This window comes from Pseudarthrobacter sp. C1 (assembly GCF_034720455.1).
Lineage (GTDB): Bacteria > Actinomycetota > Actinomycetes > Actinomycetales > Micrococcaceae > Arthrobacter.
The window spans coordinates 99,615-120,192 of the sequence record NZ_JAYESK010000011.1 but is presented as its reverse complement, the minus strand read 5'-3'; the positions used below and the strand labels follow the sequence as shown (position 1 = coordinate 120,192).

Genomic DNA, 20,578 nt, shown 5'->3' with positions numbered 1-20,578 from the left:
ATCAGCGGTGGCTTCTGCCCTTGTTGCCATCATTTCAACAGAGACCTTACAGTTGGGGCAACAGGCAGGGACGTTATTGATCAGTTTGACCACCCACCGCCCCCCGAACCGACAGGAAATGATCAGATTGCAGCAACTGGACTCCACCGACAAGCGGATCCTGAGGGCCCTGGACGAGGATCCCCGCGTTCCCATCATGGTGCTGGCCCAGCGGCTGGGGCTGGCCCGGGGCACGGTGCAGTCCCGGCTCGAGCGGATGTCCTCATCCGGGGCATTAAGGCCCAACAGCAGCAGGGTGGTTCCCGGAGCGCTCGGGCGCGGGGTGGCGGCGGCCGTCAGTGCCGAACTGGACCAGAGCCACCTCAACGAGGCCATTGCCGCCCTCCGTGAAATCCCGGAAGTCCTGGAATGCCACGCGCCGGCCGGCGACACCGACCTCCTCATCCGGGTGGTGGCCACCAGTCCGGACGACCTCTACCGCGTGTCGGAGGAAATCAGGCTTTGCCCCGGCATTGTGCGCACCTCCACCAGCATGTTCCTGCGCGAGGTCATCCCCTACCGCACCACCGGGCTGCTCAGGGACTAGCAGCAGTCCGGCGCGTTACACCGGGGGTCCAGCGTTGGACTTCAGGTTCTTCATCACCAGCGTGGACGTCAGGCGCTCAACGCCGGGCAGGGACGTAAGCTCGGCGTCGTAGAAACGCTGGTACGCGGGCAGGTCCTCGGCGATGACCTTGAGCAGGTAATCAGGCGAGCCGAAGAGGCGCTGGGCCTCCACGATGTTGGGGTTCTCCGCCACGCGGCTCTCGAAAATCGCCATGGTGGCCTGGTCCACCTGGCGCAGCGTGACAAAAACAATCGCTTCAAACCCCAGCCCCACGGCGGCAGGATCGATGTCCGCCTTGTAGCCCCGGATGACGCCCGATTTTTCCAGGTCCCGGAGCCGCCGGTGGCACGGCGCCACAGTCAAGCCCACCTTGGCGGCGAGCGCGGTGGCCGTCATTCTGCCGTCCTCCTTGAGGTAACGCAAGATATTTCTGTCGATATGGTCTATCACGCAAGAATCTTACATTCTTGGTGCTTTAGCGGGCGAAAAAGGACAGCACTTCCGGAGCCGAAGTATCTAGGGTTTCTTCTGTCGGACCTCGTGGCAGGAGAAAGAATGAACCCGGAGCTGTTTTTGGCCTTTGTGCTGGTGGCGGCCGCCTTGGCCTGCACGCCCGGGGTGGACTGGGCGTACTCCATCGCGGCGGGCCTCCGGCAGCGCAGCTTCGTCCCCGCGGTGGCAGGGCTGTGCGGCGGGTACGTGCTCCACACGGTCCTGCTGGTGGCGGGATTGGCTGCCGTCCTGACGGGAGCGCCCGGGGTGTTGGGCTGGATAACCCTGGCCGGCGCCGGCTACCTGATGTGGCTGGGCATCAACACGCTGCGCTCCTGGCGCGGGGCGAGTTTCACGGCCGGGCCGGGCCGTGACGGCCAGACGCGGCTCCGCACCTTCCTGCAGGGTATGGGCACCAGCGGCATCAACCCCAAGGGCCTGCTTTTCTATGTGGCGCTCGTCCCCCAGTTCGTGAGCGCAGAGGCGCCGCTGCCAGTACCGGTGCAGTCCGGCCTGCTGGGCATGACCTTCGTGCTGCTCGCGGGACTCGTGTACACCGCCGTCGCGTTGCTGTCCCGCACCCTGCTGCAAAGCCGGCCGGGCGCCGCCCGCACGGTGACGCTCGCCAGCGGGGTGATCATGGTGGCCCTGGGCGTGGTGCTGCTGGGTGAACAGCTGCTGCCGGTGCTCGCCGGCCCGGCCGCCGGCTAGGCCGGGCTATTCGTCGCTGAGCCGTTTCCAGTCCTGTTCCCAGATCCGGCGCATCTCTTCGTCCTTGCGGATGGGCACGGGTGCGGCGATCTCCTTCTGCGGCACCGGGTCCTCGCGGCGACGCCCCCAGTCGCGCGGGTTGAGTGAGCGCCTGCTGGAATCCAGCACAAGCAGCGCGCGGTCCGTGAGGGCGTCATTGCGCAGCACCATATGGGTCTTGCGCCGGCGCAGCACCTCGGCGATCGCCTGGTGGGCAGCCTCCAGGCGGCCTTCCCTGCGCAGGGCGCGGGCCCGGACCAGCAGCAACGCTGCCGAGAGGTCGTCCGCGTTCAGGAGGCCTTCGGTCCAGTCGATCACCGTACGGCTGCGGCCCAGGCTCAGCGCCAGCGAGCAGCGCGCCAATGCCATGGGGAGCGACGGCGGCAGTCCGCCCAGTGCGTCCAGTGCGGCTTCGGCGCGGCCCGTCTCGCGCAGTGCATGGGCGAGTGCCAGGAACACCGACTCCTCGCTGAAGAGGACCGGCACCTCCACGCGTTCGGCGAGTTCGATCCGGGTCACAATCCGCGTCAGGTACGTGGACGAGTAGCGGTTGGCGTCGTCGTCGTTCCTGGTGGTCAGCCCGCGCTGCAGCAGTTCCGAAGCCCGGAGATAGCCGCCGTGCTTGTAGACGAGCAGGCCTGACATCAGGTAGCAGATCCCGGCCCAGCCGGGATAGGCACGCGCCAGGGTGATCAGCCGTTCGGGCTCCCGGCTGGTGAAGATGGCCTCGTGGACTATTTTGGCGGGCTTGGGCAGCATCCGCTTGAGCCGGGGGATCTCCCCGTCCACAGACAGCAGGGCCGGGTGGCGTCCACCCAGCACGCCGCTGAGAATGTCGCCCACTCCCCCGGCAAGTTCATGGACCGGCGTGCGCAGCTGCGGCTGCCCGAAGGGGGTGAGGTCCCGGCTGTCCCAGTAGATCGGTGCAGTATCCCCGGCGGTCATCTTTCCATGCTAACCGGCGGCTGCCCCGCGCGGATGCCGCCAGCGCCTAGGCCCGCTCCATGTACCATTCGGTGAAGGAAGCGGCGCGGCCTGCCCCGTCGAACCGGATGACCCAGAGGTTGTCGTAGCTGGGACGGTCGCCCGAATAAACGGTGACGCCCTGCACGAAAGCGGTGTCGGCGTCGGCCCCCGCCAGCTCCCAGCTGAACGTCCAGTCGCCCGGTTGGTCCCGGGCGGCGAGCCAGCCCTCCACAATGCCGTCCTGGCCCAGCCACGGGTCCGGATCGCCCGGCCGCGTTTCATACCGCGCATCTTCCGTGAACAGGGCCCGGATGTCCTCTGGCTCGTTGCTGGTCCAGGCGGCCTGGTACTTGTCCATCCAGCCCTGCACGTGCTCGCGTGCTGAAGTCGGTTCAGTCATGGTGCCGTTCTACGCCCCGCAGTCCCGGCCCGCAAGCACTCAGCCGCTTGCGGCAGCGATCCACACGCCGATCACCCAGGTGCTGCCCGCCAGGCATGCCAGGCCGAACTCGGCGAGCATGCCCAGGCCGGTGGCCTTGAGGGCTGCCCAGCTGGAGGTCGCGGCGGAACCCACGTTCCGGGTGCGGAGGAATTCGCTGAGCAGGAGTCCGGCGGCGAAGCCCACGAAGAGTCCCACCACGGGGATGATGAACATTCCCGCCACGCCGGCCACCAGCGCGGCCACGATGCTTCGGCTGGGGATGGAATGTTCCTTCAGTTTCCTGCCGGTAAGGACAGCGCTGGCAGCCATGCCCGCCACCACGAACATCATGGCAATCGCGAACACCACCCAGCCCGCGGTGCCGGCGCCGCCCCAGATTGCCCAGGCCAGCAGGCTTGCGCCAATCAGGATGCTGCCCGGAAGCACCGGAATGACTGTCCCCGCCACGCCTACGAGGATAGCCAGGCCGCACAGGATGGTCACGACAGTTTCGGAGGTCATGGACTCCAGTCTATGGTTGGCGCCCTGTCAACCCCCGACGGCGGTGCCTCCCGCGCAGGGGAGGCACCGCCGTCGTACATTCCACTAAGGGGTAGGTCTGCCAGCGGAAGGGCTGCTACTCCGCTTCCACCGCAGCTGCGACGGCGGCGGTGACCGCCGGGGCAACGCGCGGGTCCAGCGGGCTGGGCACGATGTAGTCGGCCGACAGGTCCTCCGCCGCGAGCTCGGCGATGGCGTACGCCGCGGCCAGCTTCATGGCGGGGGTGATGCGCCGGGCGCCGGCATCCAGGGCGCCGCGGAAGATGCCCGGGAAGGCAAGCACGTTGTTGATCTGGTTGGGGAAGTCGCTGCGGCCGGTGGCGACGACGGCAGCGTACTTGGCTGCCACCTCGGGCAGGACTTCGGGGTCCGGGTTGGAGAGCGCGAAGACGATGGCGTCCTGGTTCATGAGCTTCAGGTGTTCCTCGTCCAGCTTGGAGGAGGAGACGCCGATGAACACGTCCGCGCCGGCGAGGGCCTCGGCCGGGCCGCCTTCCACCCCGCGGGGATTGCTGCGGGCCGCGATGTCAGCCTTCTTGCTGGCCGTGTCCGCGGCGAGGTCGGCGCGGCCGCTGTTGATGACGCCCCGGGAGTCGAGCAGGACGACGTCCGTGATCCCGGCTGCGAGCAGGATTTCGGCGACGGCGATGCCGGCTGCCCCTGCGCCGGAGACCACAACGCGCAGGCCCTCCAGGGCGCGGCCGGTGACTTTGGCGGCGTTGGTCAGGGCAGCAAGGGCGACGACGGCGGTGCCGTGCTGGTCATCGTGCATGACGGGGCAGTCCAGGGCCTCGATGAGCTTCTCTTCCAGCTCGAAGCAGCGGGGCGCGGAGATGTCCTCGAGGTTGACGGCTCCGAAGCTGGGGCGCAGGCGGACCAGGGTCTCCACGATTTCGTCCACATCGGTGGTGTTGAGGACCAGGGGGATCGAGTCGAGGTCGCCGAAGGTCTTAAACAGGGCGGACTTGCCCTCCATGACGGGCAGGGAAGCGCTGGCCCCGATGTTGCCCAGGCCCAGGACGGCAGTGCCGTCACTGACTACCACCACCAGGCGCTGGGCCCAGGTGAGGGTGCGGGCGAGCTCGGGCTTGGCGTGGATGGCGCGGCTGACCTCGGCCACTCCCGGCGTGTAGGCGATGGAAAGATCGCGTTTGTTGGACAGCGGAACGGTGCTGGCAATGGAGAGCTTGCCGCCCTGGTGGGCGTCGAAGATCTCGGCTTCGCTCAGGGCGGTGGCTGCGGAATTGTCAGTGGCTGCAAATGCGTCAATGGACACGTCGTTGTCTCCTGGTGCTGGCCGTGGGCGCACGGCACGTGGGGCTCAAGTCCGGAACGGCTCGAGGCAGTGGCGATGGTGCGGCAGGAAACCCAAGGGGTGGCGGGTCCGTGGGAGCTTGGGGGATGGTCCCTGCTGCTCCGTTTGAACCATGGTAGGCGGGACAGAAGGGACGCCGATCCGATTTGACGGCAAGACACCAGTGCCACAACGTTTTAGCACGGCTTTTTGTGAGGTACGCCACGCCAATATGGCTGATTTAATGGCGGATTGGTCTAGACCTGTTACGCGCTTTGGTGAAGTGTGTAGCCGGGCTGGCCGGTTCCGGACAGGCGTGCACAGGCTTTTTTGAGGTCTTCCTCGGCCTCGAAGAGGGACAGCCGCCGGTTTCGCACGGACTGGACCAGACCAGTGACAGTCAGCAGCAGCACCCGGGCGGCCGTGGCATCACCGCACGCCGCAGTCAGTGCCTTCTCCCCCAAGGCATCGATCTCACGGAGGAGGCCGGTGGTGTCCCTGTCCGGGAGGTAGACGCCGCGGGTCAGGCACTGCTCCACAGCCGGCTGCATGACGCGCATGTGGAAGATCTCCATCACCAGCCCGGCGAGCGCCCGGCCGCGGAAACGGGCGGCGCTGGTCCCGGCCGGCCCCTGGAGTTCCTCCAGCTGGTGGCGGTACAGGGCGAGCATCAGGTGGGTGGGGGAAGGGAAGTAGCGGTAAAGCGTGCCGAGCGGGACATCGGCCTTGGCGGCCACCTCAGGAAGGTCAACCGAGTCCAGGCCCTTGCGCGCGAAGCCTCCCGCAGCTTCCAGGATCTTGGCGTAGCGGAACCGCTGGCGCGGTGCGGTGGGCCTGGGGGCCATGGGCGGATGGTCTGGAAGAATCTCGGGCATCAGCATTCCGGGGTTGTGTTCCTATGGTGCGGTCCTCCCCATGCCGGACCGCCTGCAATCCGGTTCAACTATACGGCACACCAATATGCCCTAATCAGTCAGGTGCCTTACCTCCGGCCCGTCAGAGCGTCAGCGGACGCTCTTGATCTTCACTACAAAAACGGCCCCGAGCAGCCCGATGACGGTTGCAGTGATAAACAGCGAGACGTAACCGCCGGCATACCGTACCGCCACGAACGCCAGCGCCGGTGCCACCACCTGGGGCAGCGAGGCGGCCACATTGATGACTCCCATGTCCTTGCCGCGGTGGGCCGCTTGGGGCAGGACCTGGGTCAGCAGCGCGAAGTCCACCGCAAGGTACGCTCCGAAGCCAATTCCCAAGACAGCCGCGCCCACCAGCGCTCCGGGCCACACTGGAAAGAAGGCCAGGATCATGCCGGCCATGGCGATGACGGCAGAGGAACCTATGACAAACGGCTTGCGCCGGCCAACCCTGTCGCTCCAAGGCCCGGCCACAACCGCGGTGATTATCACCATCGCGGCATAGATGCCGGTGAGGACCAGCACTCCCGCCGCCGGGTCCTCGTGCCTGATGATGTCGCGAAGGAAGAAGAGCAGGTAGACGATGGTCAGCTGGTTGCCCACGTTCACCAGGAAGCGGGTCAGCCAGGCCCACGCGAAGTCCGGATACAGCCGCGGGCTGATCCAGAAGCCCCGGAGGAATTGCCGCAGCCGAAACTCCGGGTGCTCCCCCCGTGGCAGTGCGGGATCGTTCCGGTGGAACAGGTAGGGAAGCACGGACAGCAGCAGTGCCACAGCGCACAGCCAGTAGCCCACCATGAAGTTGCCGGCCACAACAGCTCCGAAGACGGCGCCGGTCAGGATTCCCAGCGTCTGGCCCATGGCGGCCAGACCGCCCACTCCGCCGCGCTGCGTGACCGGCACGCGGTCCGGCACAGCGGCGGTGATGGCGGCGTACGCGGCGTTGGCGCCGAGCTGTACCAGGCACCAAAAGATCACCATCAGCGCCACGGTGGGGGCTCCGGACATGGCCAGGAGCGCGGCGGCAGCCAGCACGGCACCGGCCAGGATCCACGGTGAACGGCGGCCGAACCGCGACGTGGTCCGGTCCGACAACGCGCCGAAGAGCGGATTGGCCACCAGGGATACCGCAGCGCCGCAGGCAGTGACCAGGGAAAGGATGGCTTCCTTGCTGGGCGCATCGATGCTGATGGCCTGCTGCCCGATGAAGACGTTAATGGGGCCGAAGAATGCGGCGTTGATACCGACGTTGACCAGCACCAGCCCTGCGACCCAGCGCGCGGTGACCTTTTGGGTTGGCTCGGCGAGCGCCGCCGTCGTACTCTGCGTCCCTGCGCCCTGATCCAGCGGCGCGGGAGTATCGGACAGGCTCATGACGTGCTCCCCGGGGACGGCTGACAGGCGACGGAATCAGACTATCGTGGGCGTAAGCGTGCGGCCGTGCCTTACACCGGAACGGCGCCACAAGCTTCACCGAGGATCAGGGAGAGAACCACATGAGCAAAGCGTCCACGCCCGCGGAGGCCATCAACACCGCAGACCTCTACGACGAACGCGGCGACGAACTGGCATCGATTTCGTTGCAGTTCCAGTCCCTGGGCGGCCGCTCGCACTTCAGCGGCCGGGCGCGGACCATCCGCTGCTTCCAGGACAACGCGCTGGTGAAATCCACGTTGGCCACGCCGGGCAACGGCAGCGTGCTGGTGGTGGACGGCGGAGGCTCGCTGGGCACGGCCCTGATGGGGGACATGATCGCAGAAAGCGCGGTGGCGAACGGCTGGGCCGGCGTCGTCATCAACGGGGCAATCCGTGACCGGGAAGCGATCGCCCGGCTGGACCTCGGCGTAAAGGCCCTGGGCAGCAACCCCCGCAAGAGCGCCAAGGCAGGAGCCGGCGAAGTTGACGTGGATGTGAAGATCGGCGACGTGACGATCCGGACCGGCGCCATGATCTGGTGCGACCCTGACGGCATTTTGGTCGAACGGTAGCGTCCCGGGCCCCGGGCGCAGGAAGTTTTTTCGGCTGCCAGGAATAGGACCCGGCGTAAGATAGTTACTGAAAGCAACTATCAATGCTTGATCCTCTTCCTTACCCCTGGAGCAGCCATGTCCAAAACCCCCGCCGCGCGCGCCGCCGGAGAAACCCTGACGCAGCGCCAGATTGTCACTGTGATGGTGGGCCTGATGCTGGGCATGTTCCTGGCGTCGCTGGACCAGACCATCGTGTCCACGTCCATCTACACCATCGCCAACGACCTGGACGGGCTCTCGCTCCAGGCCTGGGCCACCACCGCCTACCTCATCACCTCCACGGTCAGCACCCCGCTGTACGGCAAGCTGAGCGACATCTTCGGCCGCCGCCCGCTGTACCTGACCGCCATCATCATCTTCCTGGCCGGCTCGTTGTACGCCGGCTCAGTGCACTCGATGACAGAATTGGCCATCGCCCGCGGTGTCCAAGGCCTGGGTGCGGGCGGCCTGCTGGCCCTCGCGCTGACCATCATCGGCGACATCGTGTCCCTCAAGGACCGTGCCAAGTACCAGGGCTACTTCATGTCCGTGTTCGGCATCTCCTCCGTGCTCGGCCCCGTGGTGGGCGGCGCGTTCGCCGGTTCCGCCACCATCCTGGGGTTCGACGGCTGGCGCTGGGTGTTCTTCATCAACCTGCCCATCGGCCTGGCAGCGCTGGCAGTGGTCTTCCTCTTCCTTCACCTGCCGGCCAAGCACGTGAAGCAGAAGATCGACTACTGGGGCGCGGCGGCCATCACCCTGGCCATCGTGCCGCTGCTGCTGGTGGCGGAGCAGGGCCGCAGCTGGGGTTGGGCTTCCTTCAACTCCTTCCTTTGCTACGGCTTGGGCGTGGTGGGCATTGCCTGGTTCCTGCTGGCCGAAAAGCGTGCCGGCGACTACGCCCTGATTCCCCTGCGGCTCTTCCGGAACGCCACGTTTGGCCTGTCCTCGCTGCTGAACTTCATCATCGGCATCGGCATGTTCGGCGCCATCGCCATGCTGCCGATGTACCTGCAGCTGGTGAAGGGCCTCACCCCCACCGAGGCCGGCCTGATGATGATCACCTTCACCGTGGGCATCCTCACCGGGTCCATCACGGCCGGGCGCACCATCTCCTCGTCCGGGACCTACCGGATCTTCCCCATCCTGGGCACGGCCATCCTCACGGCTGCCGCCACGGTCATGGGACTGTCCCTCGGGGTGGACACCGGACTGTGGGTTCCCGGCGTGATCGCGGTGTTCTTCGGCATGGGCCTGGGCTTCTGCATGCAGCCGCTCACCCTGGCCATGCAGGTGTCCGTGCCGCGCCGCGACATGGGCGTGGGCACCTCCTCAGCGGCGTTCTTCCGCTCCATGGGCGGCGCGGTGGGCACTGCCGTGTTCATCTCCATGCTGTTCAGCCTGGCGGCGAGCCGGATCGCGGACAGCATGCGGGCCGCCATGGAGAGCCCGGACTACCAGGCAGTGCTCCGCGACCGGTCCGTCGCAGCCGACCCCGCCAACGCCAAGCTGTACGAATTCTTCCGGAACGGCGCGTCCAACGAGTCCCTCAACGACACCAGCTGGCTCCACACCGCCAACAGCACGCTGACCCGTCCCATCACGGAGGGCTTCGCCTACGCCATCGACGCAGTGATGCTCACCGCGGCGGTGCTCACCGGCGTCGCGTTCCTCATCAGCTTCGCCCTGCCCGACAAGAAGCTCACGGACCAGTTGGCCGCCCCGCAGGAGCCCGCGNGCTCACCGGCGTCGCGTTCCTCATCAGCTTCGCCCTGCCCGACAAGAAGCTCACGGACCAGTTGGCCGCCCCGCAGGAGCCCGCGGCGGTCCACTAAGCTGACCCGCACCAAACAGGGGACGACGACGGCGGCGCGCACCGCCGTCGTCGTCTTCTGTTTCGGAGGGCGACAGTCCGTAAGTGGAACCGCGGGCGGTGACGTGCCACACTGTGTAGCGCGTGTGCGCCGGCCGTCTCGGCCGGTACCGCAGCCGACGACGTCCGCACCGCATCCACTTAAATCCAGACCAAGGGAGAACCATGCCCACTGCACAGGAGCAGACAACCGCACGGATACCGCAGCGGGTGATCTGGCTGGCGCTCGCAGGGGCGGTGGGCGGATTCCTGTTCGGCTTCGATTCGTCGGTGGTCAACGGCGCGGTGGATGCCATGAAGGACGAGTTCGCACTGTCCGAGGCCGTGACCGGCTTCGCGGTTGCCATCGCCCTGCTGGGGTGCGCCGCCGGCGCGTTCCTTGCGGGCAAGGTGGCGGACCACTACGGGCGCATCCCCGCCATGAAGCTTGGTGCGCTGCTCTTCCTGGTCAGCGCACTGGGCACCGGCTTTGCCTTCGGCGTCTGGGACCTGATCTTCTGGCGCCTGGTGGGCGGGCTCGGAATCGGCCTGGCTTCGGTGATCGCCCCCGCCTACATCTCGGAGATCTCCCCGCGGCACGTCAGGGGCCGGCTGGCCTCGCTGCAGCAACTGGCCATCACCACGGGCATCTTCGCAGCGCTGCTGTCCGATGCGCTCCTGGCCACCAGCGCCGGCGGCGCGGACCAGCCCTACTGGCTGGGGATCGAGGCCTGGCGCTGGATGTTCCTGGCCGCAGCCCTGCCCGCCGTGGTGTACGGCTGGGTAGCCTTCACCCTTCCCGAGTCCCCGCGCTTCCTGGTGTTCCTGGGCAAGGAGGATGAAGCGCGTGCGGTCTTTGATTCGATTGCTCCGGCAGGGGACACAGACCGGCACATCCGGGAGATCCAGGACGCCATCGAGGAGGACAAGCTGGCGGGCCAGAAGGGCTCCCTGCGCGGCAGGACCTTTGGCCTGCAGGCAGTGGTATGGGTGGGCATCGTCCTGTCTGTTTTGCAGCAGTTCGTGGGCATCAACGTGATTTTCTACTACTCCACCACCCTGTGGAAGGCCGTGGGCTTCGAGGAGAAGGACTCCCTGGCCATCTCGGTGGCCACGTCCGTCACCAACATCCTCGTCACCCTGGTGGCCATTGCCCTGGTGGACCGCATCGGCCGCCGGCCCATCCTGCTGGCCGGTTCCGTGGGCATGGCCGTATCACTGGGCGCCATGGCCCTTGCCTTCTCCACCGCCGTGGGCTCCGGTTCCGAGATTTCCCTGCCCGGCGCGTGGGGTCCGGTGGCCCTGGTGGCTGCGAATGTTTTTGTGGTGAGCTTCGGCGCGTCCTGGGGACCGCTGGTGTGGGTGCTCCTGGGCGAGATCTTCCCGTCCAGGATCCGTGCCCGCGCCCTTGGCCTGGCTGCGGCCGCGCAGTGGGTGGCGAACTTTGTGATCACGCTCAGCTTCCCCGTGATGGCCGCCGGCTCGCTGCCGCTGACGTATGCCATGTACGCGCTGTTCGCCGCGGCGTCGTTCTTCTTTGTCATGTTCAAGGTGCCGGAGACCAACGGCATGTCCCTGGAGCAGGCGGAGACCCTGTTCGTGGCCAAGGGCTCGAAGAAGGCCTAGCGCCCGCCCCCGTTCTGCACCCTTCAACGGGCATTGCACCCCGGAACGCCCGGGTGCAATGTCCGTTTGTGGGTGCGCAGCGATCAGAGCGGAAGCTTCATGCCTTCATGGGAGGCTTCAAAGCCGAGCCGTTCGTAGAACCGGTGCGCCCCTGTCCGCGTCGCGTGGGTGGTCAGTTGCATGAGTGTGCAGCCGCGGCGTCGGGATTCATCGATGGCCCACCGCACCATCAGGTTCCCGAGCCCTTTGCCACGGAGGCCCGCGGCCACCCGCACGCCCTCGATCTGCGAGCGCCAGGCGCCCTGCCGCGACATACCCGGGAGGAAACTCAGCTGGAAGGTGGCCACCAGGGGACCGTCCGCTGCGCCGTCCGGCACGAACTCCCCCACGACCAGCAGGTGGCAGGGGTCGGCGTCGATCGCTTCCATGGCACGCTCATAAGGCGCCATGTCTTCCCGGCGCTCCCGCCCTGCGCCCAGCGAATCATCCGCGAGCAGCTGCACAATGGCCGGAAGGTCTGCGGGTGCGGCGGGGCGGAGGCGGAAGGTCCCGCCGTCGACGCCGGCGGTCAACAGGAAGGGCTGGGCACCTGGGTTGCGAATCACCGGACCAGCATTCCACACGTGGGGACATGACAAATCACGACGCCGGCACTCGGGTGAGTGCCGGCGTCGTGATTGCAGGAGGGTTGGGGGAAAACCCGCGTTATCTGCGAGAGGGTTGGCGAAAAAGCCGCAGGAAGTGCGAGAGCGTTCAGGCCGGGGCGCTGGCCGCCTCTGCCTGCCGCTCTTCCACCAGCGTTGCCACGGCGTTGAACAGCGGATGGTCCGGTTCCAGGCCGGTAATGCGGGCGGTGGCCTCCGCCGGGCTGGAGGACGCCAGGATCCCCTCGAGTTCCGTCGCTTCGGCGTCGGCGGGATCATTGAAGCGCAGTGCCGCCGCGATGGCGCCCAGGAGCGCCTCGGGCACAATGCCACGTTCCGCGAGTTCTGCTGCGGGGCCGATGAACCGTTCGTGCCGGCTCAGCTTCCGCAGCGGGGCACGGCCCACCCGGTGGACGGTGTCCGGCAGGTAGGGGTTGGAGAACCGGACCAGGATTTTCTGGACGTAGGCTTCCTGCTCATCGTTGCTGAAGCCGTGCTTGCTCACCAGGAGCTGTTTGGTTTCCTCCAGCACTGCCCTGACATCCTCGGCCACGTCCTGGTCAGCCATGGCGTCGGAGATCTTCTCCAGGCCCGCCTCGAACCCGAAGTAGGCGGCCGAGGCGTGGCCGGTGTTAACGGTGAACAGCTTCCGCTCGATGTACGGCGAGAGGTCATCCACAAAGGTGGCGCCCGGGATCACCGGTGTGGAATCACCGAAGGCGGAGCGGTCGATGACCCATTCGTAAAAGGTCTCCACGGTGACGTCCAGGCCCTGCCCGGGTTCCTGGTTGGGCACGATCCGGTCCACGGCGGTGTTGGCGAACACGGCTTTCCCGTCCAGCGCCCCGGCGGCGGCCCCCGGCTGGGAGGCCACCTCCTTGGCAAGGATGTCCGTGGCGTTGATGGCGTTTTCACACGCCATGATCTGCAGCGGCGGAAGGCCGGGTTCCCGTGCCACGATGCCCCTGGCAATGACGGGTGCCACGAACTTCAGGATGTGCGGGCCCACTGCGGTGGTGACGATGTCCGCCGTCGCGATTTCCGCGACGAGCTCCGCTTCCTGCGTGGTGGAGTTCAGCGCGCGGAAATTGGTGACTGTCCGCACTGCAGGGTTTTCCCCCACCTCGTGTACGGCGTAGCTGTCCGCTGCAGCGAGCTGGTTGATGAGTTCCTCGGCAACGTCCGCGAACACCACCTCGTAGCCGGCGTCGTGCAGGAGCAGCCCAACAAAGCCGCGGCCGATGTTTCCAGCTCCGAAATGTACAGCCTTCACTATGCGTTGACCTTTCCGAAGAGCTCCAGGACTTCGTCCACGGAGGTGGCAGCCTCAAGCCGGGCAACCTGTTCCTTGTTGGTGAAGACCTTTGCGATGGAGGACAGGATGTGCAGGTGTTCGTTGTTGACTCCTGCGACGCCGACGACGAACTTGACCTGCTTGCCGTTCCAGTCGATGCCCTCCGGGTAGCGGATCACGGACACCGCAGACTTCCGGATGTGGTCCTTGGCGGCATTGGTGCCGTGCGGGATGGCCAGGAAGCTGCCCATGTACGTGGACACCGACTGCTCCCGCTCGTGCATGGCTGCGATGTAACCCTCGTCCACGGCACCCCGGTCCAGCAGGAGCCGGCCGGCCTCGTCGATGGCGGCGTCGCGCGTGGTGGCCGATCCCTCCAGCACCACGCTCTCGCGGGCCAGGATCTCATGGGTGCCGGCACCGGGGGCGGCTGCCACCGGAGCCTCGGCTGCGTCGGCACCGCCTGCCTGCCCGCCCTCGGTGTTGCTCTCCCGCACCAGTTCCACGATCTCGTCGTAGCGCGGGCTGCTCATGAAGTTGTCCACCGAGTAGTGGACGGCACTGGACGTGGCCGGCTTGGCGCGTTCGGTCAGGTCCTGGTGGGTGATCACGACGTCGTAGTCGTCGCGAAGGTTGGCGATGGCCGCGTTGGTGACCTTGACGTCCGGGAACCCGGCCGCCTTGATCTTGTTCCGCAGCACCGAGGCGCCCATGGCACTGGAGCCCATGCCGGCGTCGCACGCGAACACGATGTTGCGCACCGGGCCGGCCAGGACGGCCACACCGCCCGCGCCGGCAGCCGCACCGGCGCCGGTCAGGGTGGAGGCTACTGAGCTCTTCTTGCCCTTCATCTGTTCCATCTTTGAGGTGGCGTCACTGAGGTCCACTTCGTCGCTGTGCTTGGTGGTCTTCATGATGATGGAGGCCACCAGGAAGGAGGCCGTCGTGGCCAGCAGGACCGCGAGAATCACTCCGAGGTAGCTGTCGCGGGAGGTCTGGGCGAGCACGGCAAAGATGGAACCGGGGGCGGCCGGCGCCACCAGTCCCGAACCGGTGATGGCCAGCGTGGCGATGCCCGTCATGCCGCCCGCGATCGCAGCAAGGATCAGCAGCGGGCGCATCAGGACGTACGGGAAGTAGATTTCGTGGATGCCGCCCAGGAAGTGGATGATGGCTGCACCCGGGGCGGAAGCCTTTGCGGCTCCGCGGCCAAAGAACATGTAGGCGAGCAGGATGCCCAGGCCGGGGCCCGGGTTGGCTTCAAGCAGGAACAGGATGGACTTGCCCTGCTCCAGCGACTGCTGGACGCCCAGCGGGGTGAGCACGCCGTGGTTGATGGCGTTGTTGAGGAACAGCACCTTGGCGGGCTCGATGAAGATGCTGGTGAGCGGCAGCAGGCCGTTGTCCACCAGGAACTGGACCACGTTTCCGGCGCCTGTGCTGAACGCCGAAACCAGGGGGGCGATGCCGTAGAAGCCAAGCATGGCCAGCAGGGCGCCCCAGATGCCGGCCGAGAAATTATTCACCAGCATCTCAAAGCCGGGACGGATCTTGCCGTCCCAGATCGAGTCGATCTTCTTCATGGTCCAGCCGCCCAGCGGGCCCATGATCATGGCCCCGATGAACATGGGGATGCCGGCACCCACAATCACGCCCATGGTGCCGATGGCGCCCACGACGCCGCCGCGGACGTCGTAGACCATCCGGCCGCCGGTGTACGCAATCAGCAGGGGCAGCAGGTAGGTGATCATCGGCCCGACGAGGCCGGTGTTCGGCTTTCCGCCCGTCTCGCCAAAACCGCCCAGCTGGGGCACGGGCAGCCAGCCCTTTTCAATGAACAGGGCGGTGATAAGGCCCCAGGCAATGAAAGCGCCGATGTTGGGCATGATCATTCCGGACAGGAAGGTCCCGAACTTTTGGACGTGCACGCGCGCGCTGGTGCGGGGCTTTGCAACTGTCTCTGTTGCCATGTGATTTCCTAACCGTCATTCCTGCTGCTCCGCAGGATGGTCCGATACTTACGACGACGTAGTGCCGGCCTGGATTCAGCCGGCCGGGCTGGTGGAGATGCGGTGGAGCCATTCGAGGAAAAGCTTGAGTTCCGAGCTTGAAAGCTGGTCAGAGTGCGAGGCCTGAAGTGCGGCGTTCAGGGCGATCGCTGCCACCACTACCGAGGATTTCCCGGCGCCGCCCGGGGCCGGGCCGCTGGCGGGCTCGGCTGACACCGCAAAGATCATGGCGTCCCGGGTCATGGTGGACAGTTCGAGGTTCCGTTCGGAGGCGGGCTCCGCAATCAGCATCAGCGTCACCCCCACGTTGGCCGCCAGGATTGACCTGGCCGCTTCCCTGGGCTGGACGTTCAGCTGGCCTGCCGCCGCTGCCTTGTTCAGCATCTCCTCCATGAGCGCCTCGGCATCTGCGACGATTGCCGGGCGGCTTTCCGGGCGGATGTTGCCGAACATGACCAAGTACAGTTCCGGCTGTTTCAGCCCGAACTGCACGTGGTTGTCCCACATTCTCCGGATGTCCTCAAGCGGCTGCCCGGAGGGGGCGAAGTCCCTTTCGCCCGCTACATATTCTTCAAACCCTGCGGTGACGACGGCGTCAAACAGACCTTCCTTGTCACCGAAGTGGTGGTACAGGGTGGGTGCTGTAACCCCCGCCAGCTGCGTGATCTGGCGCGTGGACACGGGAGCACCCCCCGAGTTTGCCAGCAGCTCCGCGGCAGCACGGAGCAGTCGCATTTTGGGGGGAAGCTGGCCATCCAAACTCATAACCGCTACCCTAGCACCTATAGCATTGCTATATGAACTGAATCACATACAATTTTTTTCAGGCACGTTTCCCGCCTCCGGACGTAAGCAGTCCAACGGCGGACCGGCATGGCGCCGGACGTATCGGCGGGCCTGGCAACCGGCAGAGAATGAGGACCTTCAGTGCAGAACTTCCCAGGAGTAGGCGTCAGCCCAGGCCGCGTCATCGGCACCGTCCGGCAGATGCCCAAACCCATCAGCGAACCTCCTGCCGGCGAGCAGCTGGCGGCAGGGACCACCGCGGAGGAAGCAACCGCAGCCCTGAAGGCGGCGTCCCAGGCCGTGCACGATGAACTGAAGCACCGTGCAGCCCACGCCACCGGTGACGGCAAAGCCGTCCTCGAAGCAACCGCCCTGATGGCCAAGGACACCATGTTGATCAAGGGTGCCGCCAAGCTCGTGGCCCGCGGCACGTCCGCCGAGCGCGCCATCTGGGAGTCCGGCTCGTCGGTCTCCGAAATGCTCCACAACCTGGGCGGCTACATGGCAGAACGCGCCACGGACGTCCTTGACGTCCGTGCCCGGATTGTCGCCGAACTGCGGGGCGTGCCCGCGCCCGGCATCCCGGCATCCAGCACCCCGTTCGTCCTGGTGGCGGAGGACCTGGCCCCGGCGGACACCGCCACCCTGGACCCCAACAAGGTCCTCGCCCTCGTCACCGCAGGCGGCGGCCCGCAGTCCCACACGGCCATCATCGCCCGGTCCCTCGGCCTCCCCGCCGTTGTTGCCGCCGTGGGTGTTGATGAGCTCCCCGACGGCACCGAAGTCTATGTGGACGGCGCCGCCGGCAACATCACCTCCGAACCGGACGAATCCCTGCGCGCAGCAGCGGAGGCGTGGGCGGCCACGGCTTCCCTGCTGGCCGAGTTCAGCGGCACGGGCGCGACGGCGGACGGCCACCTGGTGCCGCTGCTCGCCAACGTGGGCGGCGGCAAGGATGCCGAGGCGGCCGCCAAGCTGGGCGCCCAGGGCGTAGGCCTCTTCCGCACCGAGTTCTGCTTCCTGGAGCGCGACACCGAACCCAGCGTCGAAGAGCAGGCCGCGGCCTACAAGAGCGTATTTGACGCCTTCCCGGGAAAGAAGGTGGTCCTGCGCACCCTCGACGCCGGGGCCGACAAGCCGCTCCCGTTCCTGACCGACTCCACCGAGCCGAATCCTGCCCTGGGTGTCCGCGGCTACCGCACGGACTTCACCACCCCCGGTGTCCTGGACCGCCAGCTGGAGGCGATCGCACTTGCGGAGAAGCAGTCCGACGCGGACGTCTGGGTCATGGCCCCCATGATTTCGACGGCGGAAGAGGCCGCCCGGTTTGCCGCGATGTGCGCGGACGCCGGCATCAAGACCCCCGGCGTGATGGTGGAGGTCCCCTCCGCCGCCCTGACCGCCGAGGCCATCCTTCGCGAAGTTGCCTTCGCCAGCCTGGGCACCAATGACCTCACCCAGTACGCCATGGCCGCAGACCGCCAGCTCGGCCCGCTCGCCAACCTCAACACGCCCTGGCAGCCGGCCGTCCTGCGCCTCGTGGGCCTGACCGTTGAAGGATCCCGCGCGGAAGGGAACAACAAACCCGTGGGCGTGTGCGGTGAGGCGGCTGCCGACCCTGCCCTCGCCGTCGTCCTTACCGGCCTGGGCGTAAGCACCCTGTCCATGACGGCCCGCTCCCTTGCTGCCGTGGCAGCAGTGCTGAAGACCGTCACACTCGAGGAAGCCCAGCAGCTGGCCAAGCTGGCACTGTCCGCGCCCAGCGCCACGGAAGCGCGGGCCTGGGTCCGGGAGAAGCTGCCGGTCCTGGAAGAACTCGGGCTCTAGCGGCGCCGTCCGCCTCGTGCCGTCCTAGGCGGTCACGCCGAAGCCATCCAGGGCACGGACCCAGCCGCTGATGGTCTCGGCCGCCGTTCCGGGGGCGGTGTGCTGCAAAACGTGGCCTTGTCCCGGGATTTCAGCCATTGTGCCCTGCTGCGCAATGGCGGCGAGGCGTTCGCACCAGGGGCGGCGCGCAATGGGATCCTTGGCGCCGCGAAGGACCAGGACGGGCTGGCTGACGGCGGCCAGCCTTTCCTCCATGGGGTAGTCCATCATTACCGGAAGTTCCGTGAGGTACCAGCGCGGTCCCGCCCTGAAGTAGTCGCTGAACACGAGGGCGTTCGATGTCAGGCTCTCCCGCAGGAGTGCATCGCGGGTAAGGGCCAGCGCCTGCCTGGTGACGGTCTTCCTGGGGGAATCCACCACCGGCCCCATCAGGACGGCACCGGCCGCCCTGGCAGGTTCCCGGAGCGCCAGTTCCACTGCGAACTGAGTGCCCATGGAATGACCCACAACCACATAGCTGGAAACGCCGGAGTCAGCCAGGACAGCGCCCACGAACTCCGCAAAATCATCGATCTGGAGCTGGCGGGGCGGCCTTGAAGCCTTGCCGAAGCCCGGGAGGTCGAACGTATAGACGTCCGCCTCCTCGGCCAGCTCAAGATGGAGCCGGGCCAGGTAACGGTGCGAAACTCCGATGCCGTGCAGCAGGACGTAGGCAGGCCGGTTCGGGGCTCCCGCGGGGAGGACTGAGGCGTACAGCCTGCCCCGGAGTCCGCCCGCTTCCACGTCCCGGCCGCCAGTAAGTTCCATTTGCCGAGCTTACCCCCGGGGCGGGGTGGCCGCCGGTAGGCTGGGTGCATGGCACTGATAGCTCCCCGGGTAACTGGCGCCCTCCCGTCGGAGGATGCTGAGAAGCTGGGCCGGGCGCTTGCGGGCAGCGATGACATCACCGTCTTCGTGGACGGCACGGTCCATCGGCTGCCGCCACTGGCGAGGGACGCCGTCGTCGACCTCCTGCACCGCTTCAGCCGCGGCGAAGCGGTGACCGTCAGCAGCGTGGAGGACATGCTCACCACGTCCAAGGCAGCCGAGCTGGCGGGTATTTCCCACACGTACCTGCGCAACATGACGGACCGCGGGGAGATCCCGGTGGAATATCGCGGCACCCACCGGCGGATACCGCGGGCCGCCGTCATGGCCTGGCTGGAGGGGCAGAAGAAGTCCGAACAGGGCGACGACGCGGAGGGTCCCGGGAAGGACGCCTAGGTTCTGCCCGCCCTAGATCCGTGGCCGGCCCGCCCAGCGTCGCATCTTCAACGCTGCATGGAGCTCCAGGCGGGGCATCCCCTTGAGCGGATCAACGCCGAGCAGCTGGCGGATCCGGCCCAGCCGGTTGTAGATGCTGCTGCGGTGCAGGTGGAGCTTGGTGGCCACGTCCTGGACGGAGCCGTCGTTGTCGTACAGGAATTCCAGGACCGGAAGCAGCTCACCGTTCCGGTCCTGGTCCTCAAGCATGCGGAAGTAGACCGACGCCGAGTCAGCCCAGGCACTCGCGCCTCCCCCCGCGGACGCAAGCAGCTGGTAGACGCCCGTGGACCTGCAGTCCACGAGTTCCCCGAGCTGCGGGTCCACGGCGGCAGCCTGGGCCGCCAGCTTGGATTGGCGGTACGCCGCGGCGAGCTCACGCGGCCGGCCGAAGCCCTCGCTGATGCCCAGAATGATGCGCTGCACCGGACGGCCGGAGCGCTTGGCAAGCTCCAGCTGGTAGTGGACCAGCACCTGGGCGTGGTTGGCCCGGCCGGACAATTCGCGGAACAGCACGACGGAATGGGTGTCCGTGCCGGCGCTGAACAGGGCAGCGTCGACGCCGATGGTCGCCTGGAGCGCGGCAGAGCGGTGGATGAGGGTGGAGGCGATGGGGTCGGATCCGCCGGACCAGCCATCGGCGTCGAGCACTGTCACCACCTGCCAGGGACCGCGGCCCTGGATTTCCTTCCAGCCTGCAATGGCGGCCACGGCGTTTGGCTCGCCGGCGCAGGCGGCCAGGAACTCCCGTTCACGCCCCCGCCGGAATTCAGACTCGGCCGTGTTCGAATCGAGCAGGAGCCCGGAGAGCGTTTCAAGCTCGTGGTTGACGGCCGGCAACTGGGTGAGGATCGCCGTCGGATTTTCATCGGCGGAGTCCTGCTGCACCCACAGGTACCCCACCCGGAAGCCGCGCACCATCAGCGGTACGCACACCCGGCCCAGCATGCCCAGGTCCTGGTTGGCCGGCACCACCACCGGACGGACGGCGGTGGCGATGCCGTGCGAGAGCTGCCAGGCGCTGACGTCGGCCGGGACTTTCTTGCTCAGCAGGAAGTTGACCCGCACCCGGTCCGCGTGGGACTGGTTGGAGCTGTAAGCCAGCAGCACCCCGTCCAGGTCCTCCAGTGACAGGCCACGGCCCAACTTCTGAGCCACCTGTTCAACCAGCTGTTCCACACCCTGCTGCTGCATGGGCCAACATTACTGCCTGGGCAGCTT

Annotated in this window: 19 protein-coding genes and 1 pseudogene; 7 read left to right on the top strand and 13 right to left on the bottom strand. The window is 66.9% G+C overall.

Going from position 1 to position 20,578, the window contains the following annotated elements; translation table 11 throughout:
- Positions 1-118 precede the first annotated feature (118 nt).
- A complete protein-coding gene (locus U7114_RS16985) occupies positions 119-586 on the top strand; it encodes an Lrp/AsnC family transcriptional regulator (protein WP_157240358.1) in 468 nt (155 codons plus the stop codon).
- A 15-nt stretch (positions 587-601) separates the two neighbouring features.
- On the opposite strand, the gene U7114_RS16980 is transcribed toward U7114_RS16985, so the two are convergent.
- Positions 602-1,057: an Lrp/AsnC family transcriptional regulator gene (locus tag U7114_RS16980; RefSeq protein WP_323058025.1), complete on the bottom strand. Its 456-nt coding sequence runs from the start codon at positions 1,055-1,057 to the stop codon at positions 602-604.
- Between the two features lie 105 nt (positions 1,058-1,162).
- Here U7114_RS16980 and U7114_RS16975 point away from each other — a divergent pair, with 105 nt between their 5' ends.
- Entirely contained in the window at positions 1,163-1,810 is a 648-nt protein-coding gene (locus U7114_RS16975) for a LysE family translocator (protein WP_321214738.1), read from the top strand.
- 6 nt (positions 1,811-1,816) lie between these two features.
- Here U7114_RS16975 and U7114_RS16970 read toward each other — a convergent pair whose 3' ends face one another.
- The 6 genes from U7114_RS16970 to U7114_RS16945 all read right to left on the bottom strand — a co-directional run bounded on the left by U7114_RS16970 (position 1,817) and on the right by U7114_RS16945 (position 7,382).
- Positions 1,817-2,794 carry a hypothetical protein gene (locus U7114_RS16970; RefSeq protein WP_157240353.1) on the bottom strand — a complete coding sequence of 326 codons (978 nt, stop codon included), beginning with the start codon at positions 2,792-2,794 and terminating at the stop codon, positions 1,817-1,819.
- A gap of 46 nt (positions 2,795-2,840) precedes the next feature.
- Positions 2,841-3,215, bottom strand: coding sequence for a nuclear transport factor 2 family protein (locus U7114_RS16965; protein WP_157240351.1), 375 nt, complete (start codon positions 3,213-3,215; stop codon positions 2,841-2,843).
- 39 nt (positions 3,216-3,254) lie between these two features.
- Complete coding sequence (locus tag U7114_RS16960) at positions 3,255-3,758, bottom strand: DUF456 domain-containing protein (RefSeq protein ID WP_157240349.1); 504 nt, start codon at positions 3,756-3,758, stop codon at positions 3,255-3,257.
- 115 nt (positions 3,759-3,873) lie between these two features.
- On the bottom strand, positions 3,874-5,073 hold the full coding sequence (locus U7114_RS16955) for an NADP-dependent malic enzyme (RefSeq protein ID WP_321214740.1): 1,200 nt from the start codon (positions 5,071-5,073) through the stop codon (positions 3,874-3,876).
- Between the two features lie 284 nt (positions 5,074-5,357).
- A complete protein-coding gene (locus tag U7114_RS16950) occupies positions 5,358-5,966 on the bottom strand; it encodes a TetR/AcrR family transcriptional regulator (protein WP_157240347.1) in 609 nt (202 codons plus the stop codon).
- A gap of 129 nt (positions 5,967-6,095) precedes the next feature.
- Positions 6,096-7,382, bottom strand: a complete 1,287-nt coding sequence (locus U7114_RS16945; protein ID WP_157240345.1) for an MFS transporter — start codon at positions 7,380-7,382, stop codon at positions 6,096-6,098.
- 122 nt (positions 7,383-7,504) lie between these two features.
- Here U7114_RS16945 and rraA point away from each other — a divergent pair, with 122 nt between their 5' ends.
- The 3 genes and pseudogenes from rraA to U7114_RS16930 all read left to right on the top strand — a co-directional run bounded on the left by rraA (position 7,505) and on the right by U7114_RS16930 (position 11,495).
- Positions 7,505-7,996: a ribonuclease E activity regulator RraA gene (rraA, locus tag U7114_RS16940; RefSeq protein WP_157240343.1), complete on the top strand. Its 492-nt coding sequence runs from the start codon at positions 7,505-7,507 to the stop codon at positions 7,994-7,996.
- A 117-nt stretch (positions 7,997-8,113) separates the two neighbouring features.
- Positions 8,114-9,748: pseudogene (locus tag U7114_RS16935) on the top strand (MDR family MFS transporter); the annotation flags it as partial.
- Positions 9,749-10,055: 307 nt separating this feature from the next.
- Positions 10,056-11,495: a sugar porter family MFS transporter gene (locus tag U7114_RS16930; RefSeq protein WP_323058024.1), complete on the top strand. Its 1,440-nt coding sequence runs from the start codon at positions 10,056-10,058 to the stop codon at positions 11,493-11,495.
- Positions 11,496-11,578: 83 nt separating this feature from the next.
- Here U7114_RS16930 and U7114_RS16925 read toward each other — a convergent pair whose 3' ends face one another.
- From U7114_RS16925 to U7114_RS16910, 4 genes are all read right to left on the bottom strand, one after another.
- Positions 11,579-12,070, bottom strand: a complete 492-nt coding sequence (locus U7114_RS16925) for a GNAT family N-acetyltransferase (protein ID WP_323058031.1) — start codon at positions 12,068-12,070, stop codon at positions 11,579-11,581.
- Between the two features lie 178 nt (positions 12,071-12,248).
- Positions 12,249-13,412 carry a mannitol-1-phosphate 5-dehydrogenase gene (locus U7114_RS16920; protein ID WP_323058023.1) on the bottom strand — a complete coding sequence of 388 codons (1,164 nt, stop codon included), beginning with the start codon at positions 13,410-13,412 and terminating at the stop codon, positions 12,249-12,251.
- Positions 13,412-15,403 carry a PTS mannitol transporter subunit IICBA gene (locus U7114_RS16915; RefSeq protein WP_321214744.1) on the bottom strand — a complete coding sequence of 664 codons (1,992 nt, stop codon included), beginning with the start codon at positions 15,401-15,403 and terminating at the stop codon, positions 13,412-13,414. The genes U7114_RS16920 and U7114_RS16915 overlap by 1 nt, the downstream gene beginning before the upstream one ends.
- Positions 15,404-15,478: 75 nt before the next feature.
- Entirely contained in the window at positions 15,479-16,207 is a 729-nt protein-coding gene (locus U7114_RS16910; RefSeq protein ID WP_321214745.1) for a TetR/AcrR family transcriptional regulator, read from the bottom strand.
- Between the two features lie 162 nt (positions 16,208-16,369).
- Here U7114_RS16910 and ptsP point away from each other — a divergent pair, with 162 nt between their 5' ends.
- On the top strand, positions 16,370-18,055 hold the full coding sequence (gene ptsP / locus U7114_RS16905) for a phosphoenolpyruvate--protein phosphotransferase (RefSeq protein ID WP_321214746.1): 1,686 nt from the start codon (positions 16,370-16,372) through the stop codon (positions 18,053-18,055).
- Between the two features lie 24 nt (positions 18,056-18,079).
- On the opposite strand, the gene U7114_RS16900 is transcribed toward ptsP, so the two are convergent.
- On the bottom strand, positions 18,080-18,862 hold the full coding sequence (locus U7114_RS16900; protein WP_157240333.1) for an alpha/beta fold hydrolase: 783 nt from the start codon (positions 18,860-18,862) through the stop codon (positions 18,080-18,082).
- A gap of 48 nt (positions 18,863-18,910) precedes the next feature.
- On the opposite strand from U7114_RS16900, the gene U7114_RS16895 reads away from it, so the two are divergent.
- A complete protein-coding gene (locus U7114_RS16895; protein ID WP_157240331.1) occupies positions 18,911-19,318 on the top strand; it encodes a helix-turn-helix domain-containing protein in 408 nt (135 codons plus the stop codon).
- Between the two features lie 12 nt (positions 19,319-19,330).
- On the opposite strand, the gene U7114_RS16890 is transcribed toward U7114_RS16895, so the two are convergent.
- Positions 19,331-20,551 (bottom strand): PucR family transcriptional regulator, encoded by a 1,221-nt coding sequence (locus U7114_RS16890; protein WP_323058022.1) that lies wholly within the window; start codon positions 20,549-20,551, stop codon positions 19,331-19,333.
- Positions 20,552-20,578: the final 27 nt, after the last annotated feature.